Source organism: Corynebacterium sp. UMB10119B (assembly GCF_030228125.1).
GTDB lineage: Bacteria > Actinomycetota > Actinomycetes > Mycobacteriales > Mycobacteriaceae > Corynebacterium > Corynebacterium pseudogenitalium.
Map to the genome: position 1 here is coordinate 26,137 of NZ_JASPBG010000009.1, position 21,092 is coordinate 47,228.

Here is a 21,092-nt window from a genome sequence, read left to right on the forward strand (position 1 = left end):
GTCAGGTAACCTTGCCAACCATGGCTTCAGAAACGTACACAACTCCGCTCGGATTCAAGCTGAGTTCCACTGACACCTGCCTGTCGGCGCTCGTGGATATCTGCACGAAAAAGCCTCACATCGTGCTGTTTTCCCGCCCACGTAATTACGACTGGGTCAACGTGACGGCGGGGGAGTTCCTGGAAGAGGTCTACGAAACGGCCAAGGGGCTCATCGCAAACGGCGTCGAGCCGGGCGACCGCATCGCGGTGCTTTCCTCCACCCGTTATGAGTGGTCCCTCGTCGACTTCGCCATCTGGGCAGCCGGGGCGGTCAGCGTCCCGATCTACCCGTCGAGCTCCATGCACCAGATCCAGTGGATCCTCGAGGACTCCGGCGCCGAGATCGCCTTCACCGAGTCGCGCGACCACACCCAGCTGATGAGCGCCTTCCTCCTCCAGGAAGACGGCAAGCCGCGCCTGAAGGACTCGAGCTCGAAGCTGCGCAAGATCTACGAATTCAACGCCGCCGGGGTCGAAACCATCAAGTTCGAGGGCAGGGACGTCGAGCAGTCGCTTGTCGACGCCCGCTCCGCCTCCCTCACCCACGACGACCTGGGCTCCATCGTGTACACCTCCGGCACCACCGGCCGCCCGAAGGGCGTGGCCTTAACCCACGGCAACTGGGCACACCAGACCTGGGCGCTGATCAAGAACGACATCGGTGAGGTGGCCCGCCCCGGCAAGCGCGTCGTTACTTTCTTGCCGCTGGCGCACGTGCTGCAGCGCGCAGTCAGCCTCGCGCTGACGATGGCGGGCGCTACCCAGTCCCACTGGGCCGATACCCACACTCTGACCGTGGAGCTGCAACGCGCCCAGCCGAACATGGTGCTCGGCGTGCCGCGCGTCTTCGAGAAGGTGCGCAACGCGGCCTATAACAAGGCCGCGGACGGCTCCGCCATCGGCAAGGCTGCGTTCCTTGAGGCGGAGAAGACCGCCATCGAGTACTCCAAGGCCATGGACACCCCCGAGGGGCCGAGCCGGATACTCAAGGCGAAGCGCCGCGTCTTCGAGCGCGTCGTCTACTCCAAGATCAAGGAGGCCATCGGCGGCTCCGTGAAGTACGGCATCACCGGCGGCTCCGCCATGAGCGCCGACTTGCTGCACTTCTTCCGCGGCATCGGCATCCCAATCTACGAGGGCTACGGGCTCACCGAAACCTGCGCCGCATCCTGCGTCAATAACAAGAATGCCAACAAGATTGGCACCGTCGGGCGCCCGGTCAACGGCTACCAGGTCCGCACCAACGACGACGGCGAAATCGAGTTCAAGGGCCCCGGTGTCTTCGACCGCTACTGGAACAACAAAGCCGCCACCGAAGAAGCCTTCACCGAAGGCTGGTTCAATACCGGCGACCTCGGCGAGGTTGACGACGAAGGCTACGTGCGCATCACCGGCCGCAAGAAAGACCTCATCGTCACCGCCGGCGGCAAGAACATCTCACCGGGGCCGATGGAGGACATCATCCGCCAGGACCCGCTGATCTCCAACGCGCTCGTCGTCGGCGACGGCAAGCCGTTCGTCGGCGTGCTGGTCACGCTCGACGAGGAGGAGCTGCAGCGCTGGAAGTCCACCCACAACATCCCGGAGAACCGCAAACTCAGCGACCTCGCCGGCGACCCCGTCCTGCGTGCCGAGGTGCAAGACGCCATCAACGTTGCCAACGGGACCGTCTCGCACGCCGAGGCGATCAAGAAGTTCCGCATCCTCGACCGTGACCTGAGCGAGCAGGCAAACGAGATGACGCCAACCCTCAAGGTGAAGCGCAATGTGGTGTTCGAGCGCTTCCGTGAGGACATCGACAAGCTCTACGAGCGCTAAGCCCCCGGCGCGCCTCAACCCGTGGGGCGCGCCCATGGCTTAACATTTCCATCGACTTTTGATCCGTACTTCCTGTGAGCCAGAAGGGGGCTATTCGTGCATAAAACTGCAGCGATGCTACGCCACCGTGAGCTGACACAGGAGATCTACAACATCGGCGACGAAGTCGCTGAATACACGGAGCACCTCGCCGAAGCAGTCGCAGACTACGACGGCGAACTTACCGACGACTGCCTCGCCGAATTCGTCGAAATCGTCGACGATGCCCGCAACGACGCCCGCCGTATCGTCGGCGAACTCATCGGGCTTCGCCAGGCGCTGACGACCGGGATGCGCGCCGGGGTGCTCTCCGCCTCCTACCGGCCGGAGGAAAAGATCCCCGAGCCCGAGCTTCTCGACGCCGCCGGCCTCGAAGACCTCTTTCCACTCCAAGCGCCGTTCTCTGTGCAGACCATGCAGGATGCGCTTGCCGGCCGCACCGACCTGACCGTGCAGCACCTCGGCGAGATCGTGCAGTACACGCTCGAGCAGACCGAGATGGTCGCCCGGGAACTGGGCGCCGTGAGCCTGCCGCACCTGTATGCGCGGGTCGGCGAGCTGGTCGAGGCTGCTGTCGATGGCTGGATGGAAACCGTCTGCATCGACCACCCCGCGTTCGTGCGCACGATGCGCGGTGTCGCCCCGCCACAGTTTCTCGAGGAGCGCGCCCGGGTGGACGCCATCGTGGCGAAGGTGGCCGCGAAGCGCCGCCGCCGCGGGGCGTAGGTCTGTGGCACGAGGGGGTGCGCACCAAATTCCTTCATTTTGAGGGCGGGGGTTTGCGTCTGCCCAGTTCGCTGATGGTTTGTGAGGGAATTTGGTGTCTAAGTAGTTTCGGGGCGCACCAAATTCCTTCATTTTGAATCGTGCTACCAAAATAACCCCTGGTGAAAAAAGTGCTAGACAGATTGGGGGTCGGAATTTGGAGCGCACCTCGAACACAATTCGCAAACTGGCGCTGGGTCTGCTGCAATTGCGAGGTATGAACACAGCGCAGCAATCACAGCCCGACTTTGGCGTCTATATCCACGTGCCGTTTTGCGCAACGCGGTGTGGGTACTGTGACTTCAATACCTATACGCCGACGGAGGTGGAGAGCTCCCACGCGGAGTACCTAGAGTCGCTGGAAAAGGAGCTGCAGCTGGCGGCACACCAGCCGGGCGTGGCTGAGGCGAGCACAGTGTTTATCGGGGGTGGGACCCCCTCGCTGTTGGGGGCGGATGGACTGGGCAGGGTGTTGTCGATGGTGCGGGACACCTTCGGCATCCAGGCGGGGGCGGAGGTGACGACGGAGTCGAACCCGGAGTCGACGGATCCGGCGTACTTCGCGGGGCTGCTGGAGCACGGGTTTACGAGGGTGTCGTTGGGGATGCAGTCGGCGTCGGCGTCGGTGCTCAAGGTGTTGGACCGGAAGCACACGCCGGGCAGGGCGGTCGCGGCGGCCAAGGAGGCCCTCGACGCCGGCTTCGAGCACGTGAATCTGGACATGATTTACGGCACGCCGACGGAAACGGACGACGACGTACGCCGCACCCTCGACGCCATCCTGTCGACGGGCGTCGACCATGTGAGCGCCTACTCGCTGATCGTGGAGGACGGCACCGCCATGGCGCGCAAGATCCGCCGCGGTGAGCTGCCCGCGCCGCAGGAGGACGTGTATGCGGACCGTTACGAGATGATTGCCGACACCTTGGAGGCGGCCGGGTTCGGCTGGTACGAGGTGTCCAACTGGGCGCGGCCAGGCGGGGAGTGCCAGCACAACCTGCTGTATTGGCGTGGCGCGCACTGGTGGGGTGCGGGCCCGGGGGCGCACTCGTTTATTGGGGATCGCCGGTTCTGGAACGTGAAGCGGCCGGAACGTTACAACCAGTTGCTCGCCGACAGCACGCTGCCGATTGACGGCGGGGAGACGCTCACGCCGCAGGAGCGGCACGAGGAGCAGGTGATGCTGGGGCTGCGGCTGAAGGAGGGTGTGCCTCGGGGGCTGATTGGTGAGGGGGCGGAAGGGGTCGTCGAGAAGTATGTGGCGGCGGGCCTTTTGACTGCAGGCGAGCGCGTGGCCGTGACTGATGCGGGGCGCTTGCTGGCGGACGGGATCGTGACGGACATTTTGGCTGCCGAGGAGGCAGAGTAGTATGAGTTAGCAGTCGACGAAGGAGAGTGCTAATGAGTGCAGCGAATGATCGCAGACAGCGGGTGCTGCGCGCAATCGTCGCCGACTATATTGCGCGGCAGGAACCCGTCGGATCGAAGATGCTGGTGGAGCGCCACGGGCTGAAGGTCAGCTCGGCGACCATCCGCAACGACATGAGCGTGCTGGAGCGCGAGGGCTACATCACGCAGACGCACGCGTCCTCGGGGCGCATCCCGACGGAGGCCGGGTACCGCGCGTTTGTCGACGCCCTCCACGACGTCAAACCGCTGTCCACCGCGGAGCGCCACGCCATTTTGGACTTCCTTGAGCACGGCGTGGACATGGAGGACGTGCTGCGCCGCAGTGTGCAGCTGCTGGCCCAGCTGACGAACCAGGCGGCGGTGGTGCAGCTGCCGACGCTGAACGTGTCTCGCGTGAAGCACTGCGAGGTGGTGGCGCTGGCCCCAACGCGGCTGCTGCTCGTGCTGATCACGGATACCGGGCGCGTGGACCAGCGCAACGTGGAGCTCGCCGCGCCGCTGGGCACCGACGGGGTGTTCCTGCTGCGGGACCTGCTCAATACGGTGCTGGTGGGCAAGACGATGCGCGATGCCTCCGCCGCGCTGAAGATGCTGCACGCGCAGGCGCCGCCGGTCATCGCGGATGCGGTGGAGCGGGCGACGGCGGTGCTCATCGAGACGTTGGTGGAGACCACGACCGACCGGCTGCTCATCGCGGGCGCCGGGAACTTGAGCGTGAACCGGATGGTGGATCTGCACAGCGTGATTGAGGCGCTGGAGCAGCAGGTGATCGTGCTGAAGCTGTTGGCGAACGCGCAGCAGCTGGAGCACGTCTCGGTCAGTATTGGCAATGAGAATGAGGAAAAGGAATTTTCTCAGGCCTCCATTGTTAGTACTGCATATGGAGCTGGCGACGAGGCGCTCGGCGGCCTTGGGGTGGTCGGTCCGACACATATGGACTATCCGGGTACCATGCAAAAGGTTGCCACCGTGGCTCAGTACATCAGTCGCATTTTGCGGGGCGAATAACTTCGAAGTGTTGAAAGGGAACTAACTAGTGGCTCGTGATTATTACGGCATCCTCGGCGTTGACCGAGAGGCGACCGAGCAGGAAATCAAGAGGGCGTACCGGAAGCTCGCCCGCAAGTACCACCCGGATGTGAACCCGTCTGATGAGGCGGCTGAGAAGTTCGCCGAGATCTCGTTGGCGCAGGAGGTGCTGCTGGACCCAGCGAAGCGCAGCATCGTGGATCGCGGCGGTGACCCGATGGAGCAGGGCGGCATGGGCGGCGCCGGTGGCGGTGGCTTCGGGGGCTTCGGCGACATTTTCGACGCCTTCTTCGGTGGGGGCGGGCGCAGCCACGAGCCGCGCTCGCGCGTCCAGCCGGGCAACGACGCCCTGCTGCGCACCCAGATCACCCTGGAGGACGCCTATGCGGGCGTGACCAAGGAGGTCACCGTGGATACCGCGGTGCTGTGTCAGAAGTGCCACGGCACCGGCTCCGAGTCTGAGGCGAAGGCCGTGCAGTGTGACTACTGCGCGGGCCAGGGCGTGGTGCAGGAAGTGCAGCAGTCCTTCCTGGGCAACGTGATGACCACGCACGACTGCCCGAAGTGCCACGGCTACGGCGAAGTGATCCAGGATCCGTGCCGCCAGTGCGCCGGCGACGGTCGGGTGCGCGCCACCCGCGACCTGAAGGTGAAGATCCCGGCGGGTATCGCCAACGGGATGCGCATCCGCATGGCGGGGCAGGGCGAGGTCGGCCACGGTGGCGGTCCCGCCGGTGACCTCTACGTGGAGGTGCAGACCGCGCCGCACTCGACGTTCGTGCGCGACGGCAACGACTTGCACCTGCGCCTGAACGTGCCGATGTACGACGCCGCGCTGGGCACCAGCATCGATGTCGAAAACCTTGCCGGTGACACGACCACCATCGAGATCCCGGCGGGCACCCAACCCGGCGACGAGGTCCGCCTCGAGGACGAGGGCATGCCACGCCTGCGCGCCGAGGGCCACGGCGACATGATCGCCCACATCCAGGTCGTCGTGCCGACGCACCTCAGTGGCGAGGAGCGCCGCAGCCTCGAGCAGCTTCGCGACGCCCGCGGCGACGCCACCGGCGTCCACCACGACGACGAGCGCGACGAAGGCTTCTTCTCCCGCATGCGCGACAGGTTCCGCCGCTAAATGAGCGTTCCGTACTTCCTCACCCCCGACCCCGCCAGCGGGACCCTCGACGGCGACGAGGCGAAGCACGCCTTCGTCAAACGCATCGAGCCCGGTGAGCGCATCGCGCTGACCGACGGCGCCGGCACCGTCGCGGATGTCATTGTCCGCCACAGCGACAAGCAGCAGCTGCGCGGCGACGTCACCGAAGTCCGCACCGTGCCCGCGCCCGAGCAGCGCGTCACCCTGGTGCAGGCAGTGCCGAAGTCGGAACGCGCGGAGCTCGCCGTCGATCTCGCCGTCCAAGGAGGTGTCGACGCCATCGTCCCCTGGATCTCGCACCGCACCATCGCGCGCTGGCCCGCCGCCAAGCAGGCCAAGCAGGTGGAGAAGTGGCAGCACCAGGCGATCGCGTCCGCGAAGCAGGCGCGCCGGGCCTGGGTGCCGCAGGTCGCAGATCCGGTGACCACGAACCAGCTGAAGGACCTGCTTGCCGAGGTGGGCGAAGGGGGCGTCGAAAAGCAGGCGTTGGTGCTGCACGAAGACGCGGCCGTGCCGCTGACCACCGTCGAGTTCGGGCGCGACATCTGGCTCATCGTGGGGCCGGAAGGCGGCATCGGCGAGGATGAGCTCGAGCTCATCGGCGCCCGCGCTGTCACCCTCGGGCCGGAAGTGTTACGCACCGCCAGCGCCGGTTTTGCTGCACTATGCGCAATCGGCGCGCTGACGACGCGCTGGTAGGGTTAGGCGACATGGAACCTTTGGTCACGCGCAACATTGAGCTTGACTCTGTATACACCCAGGACGTGCTCGGTATTAATGACACGAACCTGCGGGTGCTCAACCAACACCTCGGCGCCGACGTGCACGCGCGCGGCAACGCGGTGACCGTGCGGGGCCCGGCCGTGGTGGTCGCGCACGCGCTGCGGGTGCTCGACGAGCTCGAGTCGATGGCGCGGCGCGGCGTCCCGATCACCCCGGATACTGTCACGCACGCGATTTCGCTGATGGAGGTGGAGTCGCCGGAGTCGGTGGCGGAGCTGCTCGGCGCGGAGATCATCTCGCGGCGCGGCAAGGTCATCCGGCCGAAGACGGCAGGCCAGCGGGCCTACGTCGACGCGATCGACGACAACACGATCACGTTCGGCATTGGGCCTGCGGGCTCCGGTAAGACGTACCTGGCCGTGGCGAAGGCCGTGCAGGCGCTGCACAATAAAGAGGTCAAGCGCATCATTTTGACCCGCCCCGCCGTCGAGGCAGGGGAGAAGCTCGGCTTCCTGCCGGGCACGCTCAGCGACAAGATCGACCCTTACCTGCGGCCGCTCTACGACGCGCTGCGCGACATGATGGACCCGGAAGCCATCCCGAAGCTTATCGAGGCCGGCATCATTGAGGTCGCCCCGCTGGCGTACATGCGCGGGCGCACCCTCTCGGACGCGTTCGTCATCCTCGACGAGGCCCAGAACACCTCTGGCTCCCAGATGAAGATGTTCCTCACCCGCTTGGGCTTCGGCTCGAAGATGGTGGTCACGGGCGATATTTCCCAGGTTGACCTGCCGCGCGGCACGGTCTCCGGCCTGCGCGTCGCCCGCCGCATCCTTGGCGACATCGAGGGCATTTCCTTCCAGGACCTGCGCGCGGAAGACGTCGTGCGACACCACCTGATCTCCCGGATCGTCGCGGCCTACGACGAGCACGACGCGCGCAACGCCGCACGCTACGAACGAAAACAACGCGAAGAAGAGGCAAGACAGTGAGTATTGAAGTCCTCAACGAATCGGGGGAGGCAGACGTCAACGAGGAAATGCTCGTCGATGTCTGCTCCTTCGCCCTGCAAGCCATGGATGTGCACCCAGACACGGAGGCAACCATCACGCTTGTCGACGAAGCCACCATGGCTGACCTCCACGTTCGGTGGATGGATCTGGAAGGGCCCACGGACGTCATGAGCTTCCCGATGGACGAGCTCACCCCAGGCGGCGGGCGCCCGGACGCGTCCCCGTTCGGTGCAGCGATGCTCGGCGACATCATCCTGTGCCCATCCTTTGACCGCAAGCAGGCGGAGATGGCAGGCCACGACCTCGGCCACGAGCTCGCCCTGCTCACCGTCCACGGTGTGCTGCACCTGCTCGGCTACGACCACGTCATGCCGGACGAGGAACGCGAGATGTTCTCGCTGCAAAACGAGCTGCTCGCGGACTGGTACGACTCGCTGGCGGCACGCGGCATCGAGTACCAGCCTAAGCCGACCGGCGCCCATGCATTTCCCTCAGCCGCCGACCGCGAGGAGCTCGACCGCATGATGAAGGGCCGCGACTAAATGGAGTTCACCGTTGCCTACGGCCTCGTCGCCGTGCTCGCGCTGCTGCTTTCCGGCCTGTTCGGATCGGTCGAATCGGCGCTGACCCCGATTTCACGCGCGCGCGTCGAGACCATGGTCAAGGACGAAGTCTCAGGTGCCAAGGCACTCGCCCGAGTTGTCGACGCCCGCGCGAACCAGATCAACATGCTGGTTATGCTGCGCACCGTCCTCGACGCCGTTGCAGCCGTCTTCGCCGCCATGCTGGCGATGGATCTGATCCCCTCCGACGCGTGGGCGATCATCGCCGCCGTCGCGTCGGTTACGCTGCTGCAGTTCAGCATCATCGGTGTGTTTGCGCGCACCGCGGGGCGCCGCAACCCCTACACGATCTCGCTGAAGGCCGCGCCGTGGCTGATCATTGTCAACCGGGTCCTCGGTCCAGTTTCACGCCTGCTCATCTGGGTGGGCAACCTGTTCCACCCCGGCGAGGACTTCCGCGACGGCCCGTACTCCACCGAAGTGGAGCTGCGCGAGATGGTCGACATCGCCCAGGAGAAAGGCGTGGTGGAAACCGCCGAGGGCCGCATGATCCAAAACATCTTCGACCTCGCCTCCACCCACGCCCGCCAAATCATGGTGCCGCGCCCCGAAATGATTTGGATTGAAGGGGAGAAGACAGCCCGTCAGGCAACCACGCTGATGGTGCGCTCCGGGCACTCCCGCGTGCCCGTCATCGGGGAGAACGTCGATGAGATTGTGGGCGTCGCATACCTGAAGGACATGTTCGGACCCACCGGCACCCCGGTCGCACCGGACACCGTGCTGTCCACCCTGATGCGCGACCCGCTGTTCATCCCAGACTCCAAGCCACTCGACGTGCTGCTGCAAGAGATGCAGCGGGTGAACACGCACATCGCCATCGTGATCGACGAGTTCGGCAACGTCGCCGGCTTGCTCACGATGGAGGACCTCCTGGAGGAAATCGTCGGCGAAATCACCGACGAATACGACGACGACGAAGACGCCCCAATCGAGTTCGTCGCCGCGCGCACCCTGCGCGCCCAGGCACGCCTGCCTCTCGACGACCTCGTCGACTTCCTCGCCGACAACCTCGACTACGAGCTCGCCTTCGAGGAGGACGTCACCGACTCCGTCGATACTGTGGCAGGCCTGCTGTCCTACGAGCTGGGCCGCGTGCCGCTGCCGGGGTCCGCCATCGTCCACGACGGCCTACGCTATACCGCGGAAGGCGGCCGCGACCGGCGCGGACGCATTAAGACCCGTAGCGTGCTCATCGAGGTCCCCGAACCCGCCGAAGCACCCATGGAAGATTCAGACGGGGGTTCTGAAGACAAGTAGCCGTCAGGTTTGTACGCTTATCCCCATGAGCAATATCTTGTCGATCCAGTCCGCCGTCTCCTACGGCCACGTAGGCAACTCCGCCGCCGTCTTCCCACTGCAGCGCATCGGCCACGAAGTGTGGCCCGTCTACACCGTCAACTACTCCAACCACACCGGGTACGGCTCCTGGAAAGGCCCAATGATCCCAGCCACGGAGGTTGCGGCCATCATCGACGGCATCGAGGAGCGCGGGGCCCTCCCGCGTGTCGACGCCATCCTCTCCGGCTACCAAGGCGGCGACGACATCGCCGACGTCATCATCGACACCGTCGCCCGCGTCAAAGCCGTCAACCCCGACGCCATCTACGCCTGCGACCCAGTCATGGGCAGCGCCAAATCCGGCTGCTTCGTCTCCGACAACATCCCGCCCCTCCTCCGCGACCGCGTCGTCCCCGTCGCCGACCTCATCACCCCCAACCAGTTCGAACTCGGCTACCTCGTAGAACAAGACGTCACCGACCTGGACTCCACCCTCTGCGCCGTCGATGCCGCCCGCGAGATGGGCCCCTCCACCGTCCTCGTCACCTCCGTCGAACGCGCCGACGCCCCCGCCGACACCATCGAAATGATCGCCGTCGACGACCACGGCAAGTGGATCGTGCGCACCCCACGCCTGCCATTCAAGCGCAACGGCTCCGGCGACGTCACCGCAGCCCTCTTCACCGGCCACTACCTGCGCGGCGGCAACGCCGCCGACGCCTTGGCCAAGACCGCCAGCTCCGTCTACGACCTGCTCAAGCGCACCTACGACGCCGACTCCGCCGAGCTCCTACTCGTCGAGTCCCAGGACGCCTACGCCAACCCTCAGCTGCAGTTCGAGGTCGAGGCGCTCTAGCCGTTTGCGCCCGCGTTTTTCGCACGCTTCCACGTCCATTTTGCTTAAAGCGTGCGATTAAAAGCGTGCGATGCAGGTCGCGTATTTTCTCCCAATCCGGCCGATTTCACTGACCAGCATCGCACGCTTTTAATACCTCGACCGGAACGTTTTCGAGGTGAAGCCGGGTGCACCCGGATGCACACCATGGTGTGCAAAGCACGGAAAACCCTGTTGCCGGGACCGCATGCCTGCCACAATGAGGCACATGGATATGGGGGACTGGAAAACACGGTTGCGCTCCGAGTTTGTTGACACTCGGAGCTGCGTGAACGTGAGCCGCGAGGTGCGGGAGCGCTTGGATTCCGGCGAGCTGGTGAGGTTGTCGTCGGGGTTGGCGGTGCCGGCATCAATAATTGAAAAGGTCCCGAGGTACCAGCGTGATTGGGTGAGGAGCTTCGCTGTCGGTGCGGTTGCGCAGACTGCGGTTGTGACGGGGCGGGCGGCGGCGCACCTGCTGGGGATGTGGACGGTCAATCAGCCGATGCCGCAGGTCTCGATGTTGACGCACAACCCGCCGCCGAAGCCAACGCGGCAGCCAGGTGTGCGCTACGTCCGGTCGCGATTCGGGCCAGACGAGGTGGTGCGAGGCCAGCACCTCAACACGACTACTCCGTACCGGACCTTTTTGGAGATCGCACGGGAAGCCGGGTTCAAACATGCGCTCGTAGCTGCGGACTGGCTACTCTATTCACGCACGCTTATCGCGCCGCAGCTAGAGCATTTAATGCGCACGACTCCCCGGTTTCATGGGATTGGTGCAGCTCGAAAGGCTGTCCAGTACGCTGTGCTTGGTCCGGAGTCTGCGCCGGAGTCCTATGGTCGGGCAGTGCTGCTAGATGCAGGCTTCAAGAATGTGTTGCCTAACGTATGGATCGATTCGACGCGCTACCGTGTGGACCTTCTCGTTGAGAATGCGCTGATCATTGAAATCGATGGGAACGTGAAGTACCTCGGCTCTGACGTGGACACAGCGGATGTGCTCTTGAAGGAGAAACGCCGCGCCGATACCTTGCGCAATCTCGGCTACGAGTTGGTCCGCTTTTCGCCCACTGATGTCGAAGGCAACCCCGCCACCTTCTTATCGACGGTCCACTCCGCCCTGAACCGCGCCCGCCGATAGTGTGCCGCCTGTTTCGCCGCCTTCTTCGCGAGCTTCTCGCGCCCATTTTGCTCAAAGCGTGCGATTAAAAGCGTGCGATGCAGGTCGCGCATTTTCTCTCAACCCGGCCGAATTTCACTGACCAGCATCGCACGCTTTTAATACCTCGGCCGGAACGCAACCTCCAGGAGAGCACTGCAAAATGAGGTCGTTTTGTGGCCGTCTTGAGGTCACAACTGTCTTCAGTTTGTGCCCGTTTTGCTCAAAGCGTGCGCTTAGAAGCGTGCGATGCAGGTCGCACGTTTTCACCTACCCGGGTCGATTTTCGGCGACCTGCATCGCACTCCTTTAACACCTCGACCGGAGCTAAAACGAAACAAAAACCGCAGAAACCCTTTGAAGATTGTGAATGCTTTTGAAAGTTTTGAAGTTTGTGAATTGTTTTGAAGTTTGAACAGCGACAACACGGCACTGCCAACCGCGCAGGGTAGACTTCTGCACCATGAGCGAAAACTTCCCGGAGTTCCCGGACCTGTCTAACGCACCAGCTGACGCAAACGCGAACCCAGGCGCGACCCCAGAGCCAAGCATCAGCGACTACGCGGGCTTTACGCAGACCCCGGAGGGGTTCCGGTCCGGCTTTGTGAGTTTTGTGGGCAGGCCGAATACGGGCAAGTCGACGCTGATGAATGCGTTGGTGGGGGAGAAGATTGCGATTATGGCGGATCAGCCGGAGACGACGCGTCGGCCGATTCGTGGGGTGGTGAATCGGGAGGATGCGCAGGTGATTGTGGTGGATACGCCGGGGGTGCACCGGCCGCGGACGTTGTTGGGGCAGCGGCTGAATGAGATCGTGAAGGATACGTACCAGGATGTGGACGTGATTGGGTTTACGGTGCCTGCGGATGAGAAGTTGGGGCCGGGGGATCGCTACATTTTGGAGGAGATTCGGGCGGCGAAGCCGAAGACGCCGATTGTGGGCATCGTGACGAAGTTGGACAAGGTGCCGAAGGACGTGGTGGGGGAGCGTCTGCTGGAGATGCACGAGTACTTGGGGCAGGACGTGGAGTTGGTGCCGGTGTCTGCGAAGGACCGGGTGCAGCTGGACGTACTGATGGATGTGCTGGTGAGCAAGCTTCCGGAGGGGCCGCGGTTTTATCCGGTTGATCAGGTGACGGATGAGGGCGTCGAGGCGCGGATTGAGGAGTTGATCCGTGAGGAGGCGCTGAGTGGGCTGCGTGAGGAGCTGCCGCACTCGGTGGCGGTGCAGATTGATGAGATGCATCCGGATCCGGAGCGCCCGGATCGGATGATGATTTACGCGGTGATGTTCTTGGAGCGCCCGGGCCAGAAGCGGATTATTGAGGGGCCTGGTGGGCGTCGTTTGAGCGGGATTGTGCACCGTTCGCGGAAGCAGATTATGGAGCTTGTGGGCCAGAACGTGTACCTGGATGTGCGTTTGAAGGTGTTGAAGAATTGGCAGGAGGACCCGAAGGCGTTGGGGCGTCTTGGCTTCTAGGAGAGGTCGCGGCGCGGGGAGGCCGTCGTGGCGGGATCGCGCGTTTGTGGTGCGCACGTACGATTTCGGGGAGGCGGATCGCGTTGTTGTGTTGTTGACGCGCGATCATGGCTTGGTGCGGGGGGTGGCGAAGGGGGTGCGCAAGGCGCGGTCGCGGTTCGGGTCGCGGTTGCAGCCGTTCGTCGAGGTGGATGTGCAGGTTTATCCGGGCAGAGGCTTATCGACGATCACTAGCGCCGATACCGTCGCGTTTTATGGTCACGCGATCATTGATGACTTCGATAGGTACGCGGCGGGTTGCGCGATGTTGGAGGCTGCGGAGAAGCTGTCCTTTGACCAGGGCGATCCGGAGTTATTTGCGCTGCTACAGGAGGGCTTTGAGCGTCTGCAGTCGCCGACGCACCCGACCTTGGTGCTGGACGCGTTTTTGTTGAAGGCGGCGGCGCACGCGGGCTGGAAGATGAGCCTGTTTAACTGCGCGAACTGTCAGGCGCCGGGGCCGCATAAGGCGTTTCACGCGGGGACGGGCGGCGCGGTGTGCACGCTGTGCAGGCCGCCGGGGGCGATGGATGTGGACCCGGAGGTGCTGCATTCGATGTGGCTGTTGGAGCATGACCATGTGTGTTCGGAGGAGTTCGCGGAGCAGGTGCACCGGGCGACGTCTGCTCACCTGCAGTTTTATTTGGGGGCGGGGTTAACAAGTTTGCGAGTGATGAAGCAGGCATAATGTTTCCCATGAGCAGACCGCAGATTTCCCCGGAGTTTATTCCTCGTCATATCGCGTTGGTGATGGACGGTAACGGCAGGTGGGCGCAGGAGCGCGGCATGAAGCGCACCGAGGGCCACAAGCGTGGTGAGGCGGTGCTGCTGGACTGCGTGGATGCCTGCATTGAGATGGGGTCGGTGGAGTGGCTGTCGGCGTACGCGTTCTCGACGGAGAACTGGCGCCGCGCTGCTTCGGAGGTGCGGTTCATCATGGGCTTTTCGCGCGATGTGTTGCACCGCCAGCGCGAGGAGCTGCACGAGAAGAACGTGCGCATCGTGTGGGCGGGGCGCCGCCCGCGGCTGTGGCGCTCGGTGCTTCGCGAGCTCGAGGCCGCCGAGGAGCTCACGCAGGACAACACGGGGCTCACACTCGCGATGTGCATCAATTACGGTGGTCGCGCCGAGATTATCGACGGCGCTCGCCAGCTGGCCAAGGACGCTCGGGACGGCAAGATTGCGCCTGGGGATATTACGGAGAAGACGTTCGCGAAGTATATGTACCGGCCGGATATGCCGGACGTGGACCTGTTTTTGCGGCCGAGTGGGGAGAAGCGGACGTCGAACTTTTTGCTGTGGCAGTCGGCGTACGCGGAGATGGTCTACCAGGACAAGCTCTTCCCGGACTTTACCAAGGACGACATGTTCGACGCCGTCTACGAGTATGCGAAGCGTGACAGGAGGTTCGGAGGGGCCGTCGATAAGTTTGATTAGGCCTGGCAGTTGCTGCAGATGCCGTAGATTTCGGCCTCGTGGGCGACGAGCGTGAAGCCGTGCTCTTTGGCCGTGGCTTCGGCCCAGGACTCGACGGGGCCGCCTTCGATCTCCTCGCTGGTGCCGCACTTGACGCACACGAGGTGATGGTGGTGGTGCTCGGTGAGGCAGTGCCGGTAGAGGGTTTCGCCCTCTGGGCTTTGGATGACGTCGACGGCGCCGATTTCGGCGAGCCCCTGCAACGTGCGGTAGACGGTGGTGAGCCCGACTTGCTCGTTGCGGTCGACTAGCGCTGCGTGGATGTCTTTGGCTGGGCTGAACTTGTCAATGTCTTTCAGCGCGTCCACGACGGCCTGGCGCTGGCGGGTCATGCGCGGGCCGAGTTTCCTGACGGGGTTATTCGAGCTTGGCATAGTGCGTCCCAGAGTAGCGGACGGCGCCAATGTGGTGGGGTAGATGCTAAGTGTCTGGGGGATTGGCTACACTAAGCGGGTAGTTTTTGCATCACCCATATATGAGGAGTGTTCATGTCAGCCAGCAAGATCGATACCGTTGTTAACCTTTGCAAGCGCCGTGGCCTTGTGTACCCGGCCGGTGAAATTTACGGCGGTACGCGTTCTGCATGGGACTACGGTCCGCTCGGTGTCGAGCTGAAGGAAAACATTAAGCGCCAGTGGTGGAAGCACATGGTGCAGTCCCGGAAGGATACGGTCGGCGTGGATACGTCGATTATTCTGCCGCGTCAGGTGTGGGAGGCTTCGGGCCACGTGGAGGTGTTCACGGACCCGCTGGTGGAGTCGCTGTACACCAACAAGCGCTACCGCGCTGACCACCTGCTGGAGGCCTACGAGGAGAAGCACGGCCACCCGCCAGTAAACGGTTTGGCTGACATCAAGGACCCGGAGACGGGCCAGCCGGGCAACTGGACTGAGCCGCGTGAGTTCTCGGGCCTGATGAAGACGTACCTGGGCCCGGTCGACGACAAGGAGGGCCTGCACTACATGCGCCCGGAGACGGCGCAGGGCATCTTCGTGAACTTTAAGAATGTGATGACGTCCGCGCGTCTGAAGCCGCCGTTCGGTATCGCGAACATTGGTAAGTCCTTCCGCAACGAGATCACGCCAGGCAACTTCATTTTCCGTACCCGTGAGTTTGAGCAGATGGAGATGGAGTTCTTCGTCAAGCCGGGTGAGGATGAAGAATGGCACCAGTACTGGATTGATAACCGCCTGCAGTGGTACATCGACCTGGGCGTTAACCCGGATAATCTGCGCTTGTACGAGCACCCGAAGGAGAAGCTGTCGCACTACTCGAAGCGCACTGTCGACATCGAGTACGCCTACAACTTCACCGGCTCCAAGTGGGGCGAGCTCGAGGGTATTGCAAACCGCACGGACTACGACCTGCGCACGCACTCCGAGAAGTCCGGCGAGGACCTGTCCTACTTCGACCAGGCAGCAAACGAGCGCTGGACGCCGTACTGCATCGAGCCAGCCGCCGGCCTTGGCCGTGCGATGATGGCCTTCCTTGTCGACGCCTACCACGAGGAAGAAGCCCCGAACGCCAAGGGTGGCACGGATACCCGCGTGGTGCTGAAGCTGGATCGACGCCTGGCGCCGGTGAAGGTTGCTGTGCTGCCGCTGTCCAAGAAGTCCGAGCTTGCCGAGCCCGCTGAGGAGCTCGCCGCGAAGCTGCGCCAGCACTGGAATGTCGACTTCGACACCTCCGGCGCGATCGGCCGTCGCTACCGCCGCCAGGACGAGACCGGTACGCCGTTCTGCGTGACCTTCGACTTCGACTCGCTTGAGGATGGCGCCGTGACCGTCCGCGAGCGTGACACGATGGAGCAGGAGCGCGTCAAGATCGACGAGCTCGAGGCATACCTGGCTACCCGCCTGATCGGCTGCTAGGAGGCACTCGCCATGCATTACGTAAGCTGGGACCGCACGCAGCGCGACGCTCCGAAGCTGTTGGCTGAGGCCGGCCCGGAGGTACTCGGCGAGTTCACGCACGAGTCCGCAACGGTGGGCGGGCAGCAGTGGGACCTGCTGGTCGCTCCTGAGTCCGGCGCGGTGGCGAAGTGTAACGGTGAGACAGTGGTGGAAGCCACCGCTTCCTTGGCGCGCGCGAAGGAGATCCCTGTGCATATTGGGGAGCGCTCCTACGTGCTGGTCAACGAGTGGGGCAAGAACTGGGTGGTCAATGACTCCGCCGGCGAGAAGGTCGCGCAGTTCACCCAGGACCACAACGGGGTGCGCAAAGCAATCCTCGAGTTCGAGGGCGAGACCACCCTGCCTGCCACTGATGTGGCGGGGTTGGCGTGGGTAAGCCGCGAGGTCCTGGAGGCGAAGAAGCTCGGGATTTCGAATGCGCTGATCGGCACGCTGTTGCTGTTCTCGGGAATCATCGTGCTGGTGATGTTCCTCTAATGACCACGTTGTGGTGGCGCGGTGCGGCGCTCGAAGGAACCGATGCGGCGGTGGCAACCGTGGAGGGCGCCACGATCACCGCGGACGGTCACCGCATCACCATGGTGTCGACGTTCCCCGCGTCGCTGCGCGCAGTCGACGAGCGCGGCCAGCGCTACCTGCTGCGCAAGACGAGCCTGACGGTGGCGCGTTACGCCGCCGAGTGCGGCGGCAGGCCCTACACGGTGCGCAGGACCCGGGGGCGCTGCCGCGACATTATCGACGCCCGCGGCACCACCGTCGCAACGACAAACGGCCACCTCAACGGTGAGTTGGAGGTGACCGTTCTGGGGGACTGCGCCTCCGAGGCGCTCGTGGGGGATCTGCTGTTTATAACGTGGGCGCTCACGTACGTGGATACGCCCACGCGCAGGCTGCGCTACTAGCCGGTTAGAAAGTGCCGCCGCGGGTGTTCATCCCGCCACCGCCGCCACCGGAGAAGCCGCCGCCTCCACCGAATCCTCCGCCCCCGAAGCCGCCCCCGCGGTTGCCGCCGCCGGACAGGATCGAGCCCCACAGGACTGCCTGCGCCATGGAGTTCGCGGTATCGCGGGCTTGGGCGCGACGGTACTGGTCCAGGTCGTCCTTGGCGGCCTGGATCGCGCGACGCGCGGTGGTGGTTGCCTGGCGGGCGTATTCGATGGCCTCACGGGTGTTGCTGGTGCGGCGCTGCTGGGCCTCCGCGTATTCGCGCTGCGCTTGGGCCAGCAGGGTGCGCGGCTGCGAGCTGATAATCCTTCCGCGGGAGCGAATCATGTCCTCGGCGGACTGGATCTGGGTGGTGGCCACCTGCATTTGCTGGTCAAACATGGTCAGTGCTCGTGACTGGTCGTGGGCGGCGCCCTCGGCGCGTTCGATTTCTGCGTCGAGCTGGGCGTCCACGTCGCTCAAGTCGGCGTACAGGCTCAGTGGGTCGGTGGTGTCGCGGTCGCCGATGTTGGCGATAGCCTCATGGGCGGTTGCGGAAACCCGATCGAGGGCGGCCACGTCGATGTCAGCGCCCTGCGCACGTGCGCCCTTAAGCTGCGCGATCTTCTCGATCTCGTCGCGGATTTCCTGAATGAGCGAGGAGAGGTTCTCCTTCGCTGTCCGGATGTTCGCGTCGGCGTGTTCGATGGCTGACAGGTTGTGGTCGGAAAGCTCGACGGCGCGGGTGGCGGCGGAGAGGACGTCGAGAAGCGGGCCCTGCTCACCGGCCGGACGCGCGGCAAGACCGCGGGCCTTGTCCAGCTGCGCCTCGGCCTCATCGAGGGACTCGGCGGCGAGCTCCACGTTGCCGTCGATGGAGTGCAGCATCTGGGCGGGGTACTGCTCCCGCAGCGCCACCAGCTGCTGCTTCGCAGGCTCCAGCCGCGAGCGCAGATCGACGGTGCGCTGCATGACCTTCTCGATCTCCTCCGGCGCGCGCATCAGCACACCGCGCATCGAGTTGAACTCCTCCGTCTTCGCGCGCAGCGACGCTTCAGCCGTGCGGGCGGACGTAATGATGTCGATAAGCATGGCGCGGCGCTCCGGCTCGGTCTCCGGGATCGCGTCGTGCAGCGCCTGCTGGGTGCGAAACGCCCGCTGCAGGGCGGTGGTCGCCGAGTTCATCGCCGCGGTAAACGGGCGCACGCGGTCGGCGCCAAACTCGGAGGTAGCCAGGCGCAGCTCCTCCTGGCCCTGCTGCACGGACTCGTCAGCAGAGACGAGGGCTTCCTGGGCCACCGTGTCCAGGGTAGAAGTAGGCAGACGGTTGAGTGAGTCCGCATCGCCGGGCGCGAGCTCGCGTGCCGACGCCACCTGCGCCTCCCTGTGCTGCTTATTCTTCCGGCGCGACACAGCCCAGTACCCGCCACCAGCAACCGCGGCGAGCCCGGCACCGCCAGCAATCAGGCCGGTTGCCTCGCCGCCGCCTGAGCCCGAACCCGAGCCGCCCGAACCAGCACTAGCGCTGCCGGCCGCCTCAACCGCGGCCAGCGCGGCACCCGCCCAGTCAGACTGCACCAACCTCGCGTACGCTGCCTGGTCAATCGCGTCCGCCTCCGCTGACGACCACTGCTCGCCAGTGGTCACGCTGTACGCGCGCTCATTCGGAGAAATCGCGATGACTGCCGTGTTCGGCCCGTTGGCCCGCACCGCGTCCTCCGTCCACTGCGACGGCGGCGTGCCCTCAAAGGAATCGAGGAACACTACTCGCACCGAGCGACCCTTCTGCGCGCTGACCTGCGCGATAGCGTCCTCAACCTGGGAAATCTCCCCAGGAGTCAGGACGCCAGCTTCGTCGGTGACTGGCGTCGTCAACAAGCTGGGCTGAAGTGCCAGCACAGACACGGACGGCGCTGCAGCCTGCGCCACCGGAGCGACAGCCAGCAACGCGCCCCCAACGAACAGCGGGGCAGCGGCCAAGAGACGGTAGTTGCGCTTAGTCATGCCAATGAGGGTAGTCGCTCACACAGAAACGTGCCGGAACCGTTTACGCTCAGAAGACGTGTACACCTATAACGCCGCAGACGTCGAACGCCGCGCCCCCGAAGCCGCCAAAGGGGCCCAAACCGCGCCCCAGGCAGACACCCGCGACGCCTTCGCCCGCGACCGCGCCCGCGTCCTCCACTCCGCAGCGCTACGACGCCTCGCCGACAAAACCCAAGTCGTCGGACCCCGCGACGGCGACACACCACGCACACGCCTCACCCACTCACTGGAAGTCGCGCAGATCGCGCGCGGCATCGGCACCGGACTCGGCCTCCACCCCGACTTGTGCGAAATGGCCGGCCTCACCCACGACATCGGCCACCCGCCCTACGGCCACAACGGCGAAAACGCCCTCAACGAAGCCGCCCCCTGCGGCTTCGAAGGCAACGCACAAACCCTGCGCATCCTCGCGCGCCTCGAACCAAAAATAATTATCGACGCCACCACCTACGGCCTCAACCTCACCCGCGCCAGCCTCGACGCCGCCACCAAATACCCGTGGACCCGCACCAACCCCGACGGCACAGTCAACCGCAAATACTCCGCCTACGACGAAGACGCCGACATACTCGCCTGGGCACGCGCCGGACACACCGACAACCGCCCGCCCATGGAAGCACAGGTGATGGACTTCGCCGACGACATCGCCTACTCCGTCCACGACGTCGAAGACGGCATCGTCTCCTCGCGCGTGTCACTGCAGGTCCTTTGGGACTTCGTCGAGCTCGCCGCCCTCGCCGAGAAAGGTGCCGCCGCGTTTGGCGGCACCGCCGACTCCCTCATCGACGCCGCCGACCGCCTCCGCGCCCTGCCCGCCATCGCCGCAGCCGCCGACTTCGACTTCACCCTCCAGTCCTGGACCCAACTCAAAGCGCTGACCTCCCAGCTGGTCGGGCGCTACGTCGGTGGGGTCACGCAGGCCACGCTCACCGACGAAGCAAACAACGTGCTGGGCAGACAGCACGGCAACCTCGTGGTCCCGCCCGACGTGGAGGCGGAGGTCCGCCTCCTCAAAACCGTGGCCGTGCTCTATGTGATGGACGAGCCCGCGCACCTCGCTCGCCAGGACCGGCAGCGCGACCGCATCTTCCACGTCCACGAGTACCTGCGCGCCGGCGCGCCGGGCACCCTGGACACGATGTTCCAGCAGTGGTTCGAGGCCGCCGAGACGGATTTGGAGCGCGAGCGCGTCATCGTGGACCAGATCGCCTCGATGACGGAGTCGCGCCTCGAGCGCACCGCGAAGAAGGCCGCCGCGTTCGACGGCTTCTACTAGA

20 protein-coding genes are annotated in these 21,092 nt (G+C 64.4%); 18 read left to right on the top strand and 2 right to left on the bottom strand.

The annotated features are described in order from the left end of the window. The first annotated feature begins 20 nt into the window (after positions 1-20). The 14 genes from QP802_RS07825 (at position 21) to QP802_RS07890 (ending at position 14,893) form a co-directional block, all read left to right on the top strand. Positions 21-1,859, top strand: a complete 1,839-nt coding sequence (locus tag QP802_RS07825) for an AMP-dependent synthetase/ligase (protein WP_256020842.1) — start codon at positions 21-23, stop codon at positions 1,857-1,859. 96 nt (positions 1,860-1,955) lie between these two features. After that, on the top strand, positions 1,956-2,624 hold the full coding sequence (locus tag QP802_RS07830) for a hypothetical protein (protein WP_083290858.1): 669 nt from the start codon (positions 1,956-1,958) through the stop codon (positions 2,622-2,624). Positions 2,625-2,880: 256 nt separating this feature from the next. Then, positions 2,881-4,032: a radical SAM family heme chaperone HemW gene (hemW, locus tag QP802_RS07835; RefSeq protein WP_284818215.1), complete on the top strand. Its 1,152-nt coding sequence runs from the start codon at positions 2,881-2,883 to the stop codon at positions 4,030-4,032. Between the two features lie 32 nt (positions 4,033-4,064). Next, complete coding sequence (gene hrcA, locus QP802_RS07840) at positions 4,065-5,081, top strand: heat-inducible transcriptional repressor HrcA (RefSeq protein ID WP_070362083.1); 1,017 nt, start codon at positions 4,065-4,067, stop codon at positions 5,079-5,081. A gap of 28 nt (positions 5,082-5,109) precedes the next feature. Continuing rightward, positions 5,110-6,240, top strand: coding sequence for a molecular chaperone DnaJ (gene dnaJ / locus QP802_RS07845; RefSeq protein ID WP_256042510.1), 1,131 nt, complete (start codon positions 5,110-5,112; stop codon positions 6,238-6,240). Beyond that, positions 6,241-6,960 carry a 16S rRNA (uracil(1498)-N(3))-methyltransferase gene (locus QP802_RS07850; protein WP_284818218.1) on the top strand — a complete coding sequence of 240 codons (720 nt, stop codon included), beginning with the start codon at positions 6,241-6,243 and terminating at the stop codon, positions 6,958-6,960. A gap of 11 nt (positions 6,961-6,971) precedes the next feature. Beyond that, positions 6,972-7,976, top strand: a complete 1,005-nt coding sequence (locus QP802_RS07855; RefSeq protein ID WP_071573592.1) for a PhoH family protein — start codon at positions 6,972-6,974, stop codon at positions 7,974-7,976. After that, positions 7,973-8,539, top strand: a complete 567-nt coding sequence (gene ybeY / locus QP802_RS07860) for an rRNA maturation RNase YbeY (RefSeq protein ID WP_070975325.1) — start codon at positions 7,973-7,975, stop codon at positions 8,537-8,539. Before QP802_RS07855 ends, ybeY begins: the two co-directional genes overlap by 4 nt. Then, a complete protein-coding gene (locus QP802_RS07865; RefSeq protein ID WP_284818222.1) occupies positions 8,540-9,880 on the top strand; it encodes a hemolysin family protein in 1,341 nt (446 codons plus the stop codon). 25 nt (positions 9,881-9,905) lie between these two features. Continuing rightward, positions 9,906-10,757, top strand: coding sequence for a pyridoxal kinase PdxY (gene pdxY / locus QP802_RS07870; RefSeq protein ID WP_070362089.1), 852 nt, complete (start codon positions 9,906-9,908; stop codon positions 10,755-10,757). Between the two features lie 247 nt (positions 10,758-11,004). After that, entirely contained in the window at positions 11,005-11,919 is a 915-nt protein-coding gene (locus QP802_RS07875) for a hypothetical protein (protein ID WP_284818224.1), read from the top strand. A 481-nt stretch (positions 11,920-12,400) separates the two neighbouring features. Continuing rightward, a complete protein-coding gene (gene era / locus QP802_RS07880; RefSeq protein ID WP_284818225.1) occupies positions 12,401-13,417 on the top strand; it encodes a GTPase Era in 1,017 nt (338 codons plus the stop codon). Further along, on the top strand, positions 13,407-14,144 hold the full coding sequence (recO, locus tag QP802_RS07885) for a DNA repair protein RecO (RefSeq protein ID WP_284818227.1): 738 nt from the start codon (positions 13,407-13,409) through the stop codon (positions 14,142-14,144). Before era ends, recO begins: the two co-directional genes overlap by 11 nt. A gap of 8 nt (positions 14,145-14,152) precedes the next feature. Beyond that, positions 14,153-14,893, top strand: a complete 741-nt coding sequence (locus QP802_RS07890) for an isoprenyl transferase (RefSeq protein WP_240492792.1) — start codon at positions 14,153-14,155, stop codon at positions 14,891-14,893. On the opposite strand, the gene QP802_RS07895 is transcribed toward QP802_RS07890, so the two are convergent. Beyond that, on the bottom strand, positions 14,890-15,306 hold the full coding sequence (locus QP802_RS07895; RefSeq protein ID WP_284818229.1) for a Fur family transcriptional regulator: 417 nt from the start codon (positions 15,304-15,306) through the stop codon (positions 14,890-14,892). The genes QP802_RS07890 and QP802_RS07895 overlap by 4 nt on opposite strands. Before the next feature lie 114 nt (positions 15,307-15,420). Here QP802_RS07895 and QP802_RS07900 point away from each other — a divergent pair, with 114 nt between their 5' ends. The 3 genes from QP802_RS07900 to QP802_RS07910 are packed head-to-tail and all read left to right on the top strand — an operon-like array spanning position 15,421 to position 17,747. After that, entirely contained in the window at positions 15,421-16,803 is a 1,383-nt protein-coding gene (locus QP802_RS07900; RefSeq protein WP_256005347.1) for a glycine--tRNA ligase, read from the top strand. Positions 16,804-16,815: 12 nt separating this feature from the next. Beyond that, positions 16,816-17,322, top strand: coding sequence for a hypothetical protein (locus QP802_RS07905; RefSeq protein ID WP_284818230.1), 507 nt, complete (start codon positions 16,816-16,818; stop codon positions 17,320-17,322). Then, on the top strand, positions 17,322-17,747 hold the full coding sequence (locus tag QP802_RS07910) for a hypothetical protein (protein ID WP_284818232.1): 426 nt from the start codon (positions 17,322-17,324) through the stop codon (positions 17,745-17,747). The genes QP802_RS07905 and QP802_RS07910 overlap by 1 nt, the downstream gene beginning before the upstream one ends. Positions 17,748-17,751: 4 nt before the next feature. Here QP802_RS07910 and QP802_RS07915 read toward each other — a convergent pair whose 3' ends face one another. Beyond that, a complete protein-coding gene (locus QP802_RS07915) occupies positions 17,752-19,773 on the bottom strand; it encodes a TPM domain-containing protein (protein WP_284818234.1) in 2,022 nt (673 codons plus the stop codon). A gap of 4 nt (positions 19,774-19,777) precedes the next feature. Between QP802_RS07915 and QP802_RS07920 the strand changes: the two genes are divergently transcribed. Further along, a complete protein-coding gene (locus QP802_RS07920; RefSeq protein WP_284818273.1) occupies positions 19,778-21,091 on the top strand; it encodes a deoxyguanosinetriphosphate triphosphohydrolase in 1,314 nt (437 codons plus the stop codon). Position 21,092 lies beyond the last annotated feature (1 nt).

Coding starts and splice junctions, on each gene's coding strand:
- hrcA (WP_070362083.1), top strand. CDS start 4,065: ATGAGTGCAGCGAATGATCGCAGACAGCGGGTGCTGCGCGCAATCGTC.
- QP802_RS07900 (WP_256005347.1), top strand. CDS start 15,421: ATGTCAGCCAGCAAGATCGATACCGTTGTTAACCTTTGCAAGCGCCGT.
- pdxY (WP_070362089.1), top strand. CDS start 9,906: ATGAGCAATATCTTGTCGATCCAGTCCGCCGTCTCCTACGGCCACGTA.
- hemW (WP_284818215.1), top strand. CDS start 2,881: ATGAACACAGCGCAGCAATCACAGCCCGACTTTGGCGTCTATATCCAC.
- QP802_RS07855 (WP_071573592.1), top strand. CDS start 6,972: ATGGAACCTTTGGTCACGCGCAACATTGAGCTTGACTCTGTATACACC.
- QP802_RS07910 (WP_284818232.1), top strand. CDS start 17,322: ATGACCACGTTGTGGTGGCGCGGTGCGGCGCTCGAAGGAACCGATGCG.
- QP802_RS07915 (WP_284818234.1), bottom strand. CDS start 19,773: ATGACTAAGCGCAACTACCGTCTCTTGGCCGCTGCCCCGCTGTTCGTT.
- QP802_RS07850 (WP_284818218.1), top strand. CDS start 6,241: ATGAGCGTTCCGTACTTCCTCACCCCCGACCCCGCCAGCGGGACCCTC.
- QP802_RS07905 (WP_284818230.1), top strand. CDS start 16,816: ATGCATTACGTAAGCTGGGACCGCACGCAGCGCGACGCTCCGAAGCTG.
- QP802_RS07920 (WP_284818273.1), top strand. CDS start 19,778: ATGAGGGTAGTCGCTCACACAGAAACGTGCCGGAACCGTTTACGCTCA.
- QP802_RS07895 (WP_284818229.1), bottom strand. CDS start 15,306: ATGCCAAGCTCGAATAACCCCGTCAGGAAACTCGGCCCGCGCATGACC.
- QP802_RS07890 (WP_240492792.1), top strand. CDS start 14,153: ATGAGCAGACCGCAGATTTCCCCGGAGTTTATTCCTCGTCATATCGCG.
- QP802_RS07825 (WP_256020842.1), top strand. CDS start 21: ATGGCTTCAGAAACGTACACAACTCCGCTCGGATTCAAGCTGAGTTCC.
- era (WP_284818225.1), top strand. CDS start 12,401: ATGAGCGAAAACTTCCCGGAGTTCCCGGACCTGTCTAACGCACCAGCT.
- QP802_RS07875 (WP_284818224.1), top strand. CDS start 11,005: ATGGATATGGGGGACTGGAAAACACGGTTGCGCTCCGAGTTTGTTGAC.
- QP802_RS07865 (WP_284818222.1), top strand. CDS start 8,540: ATGGAGTTCACCGTTGCCTACGGCCTCGTCGCCGTGCTCGCGCTGCTG.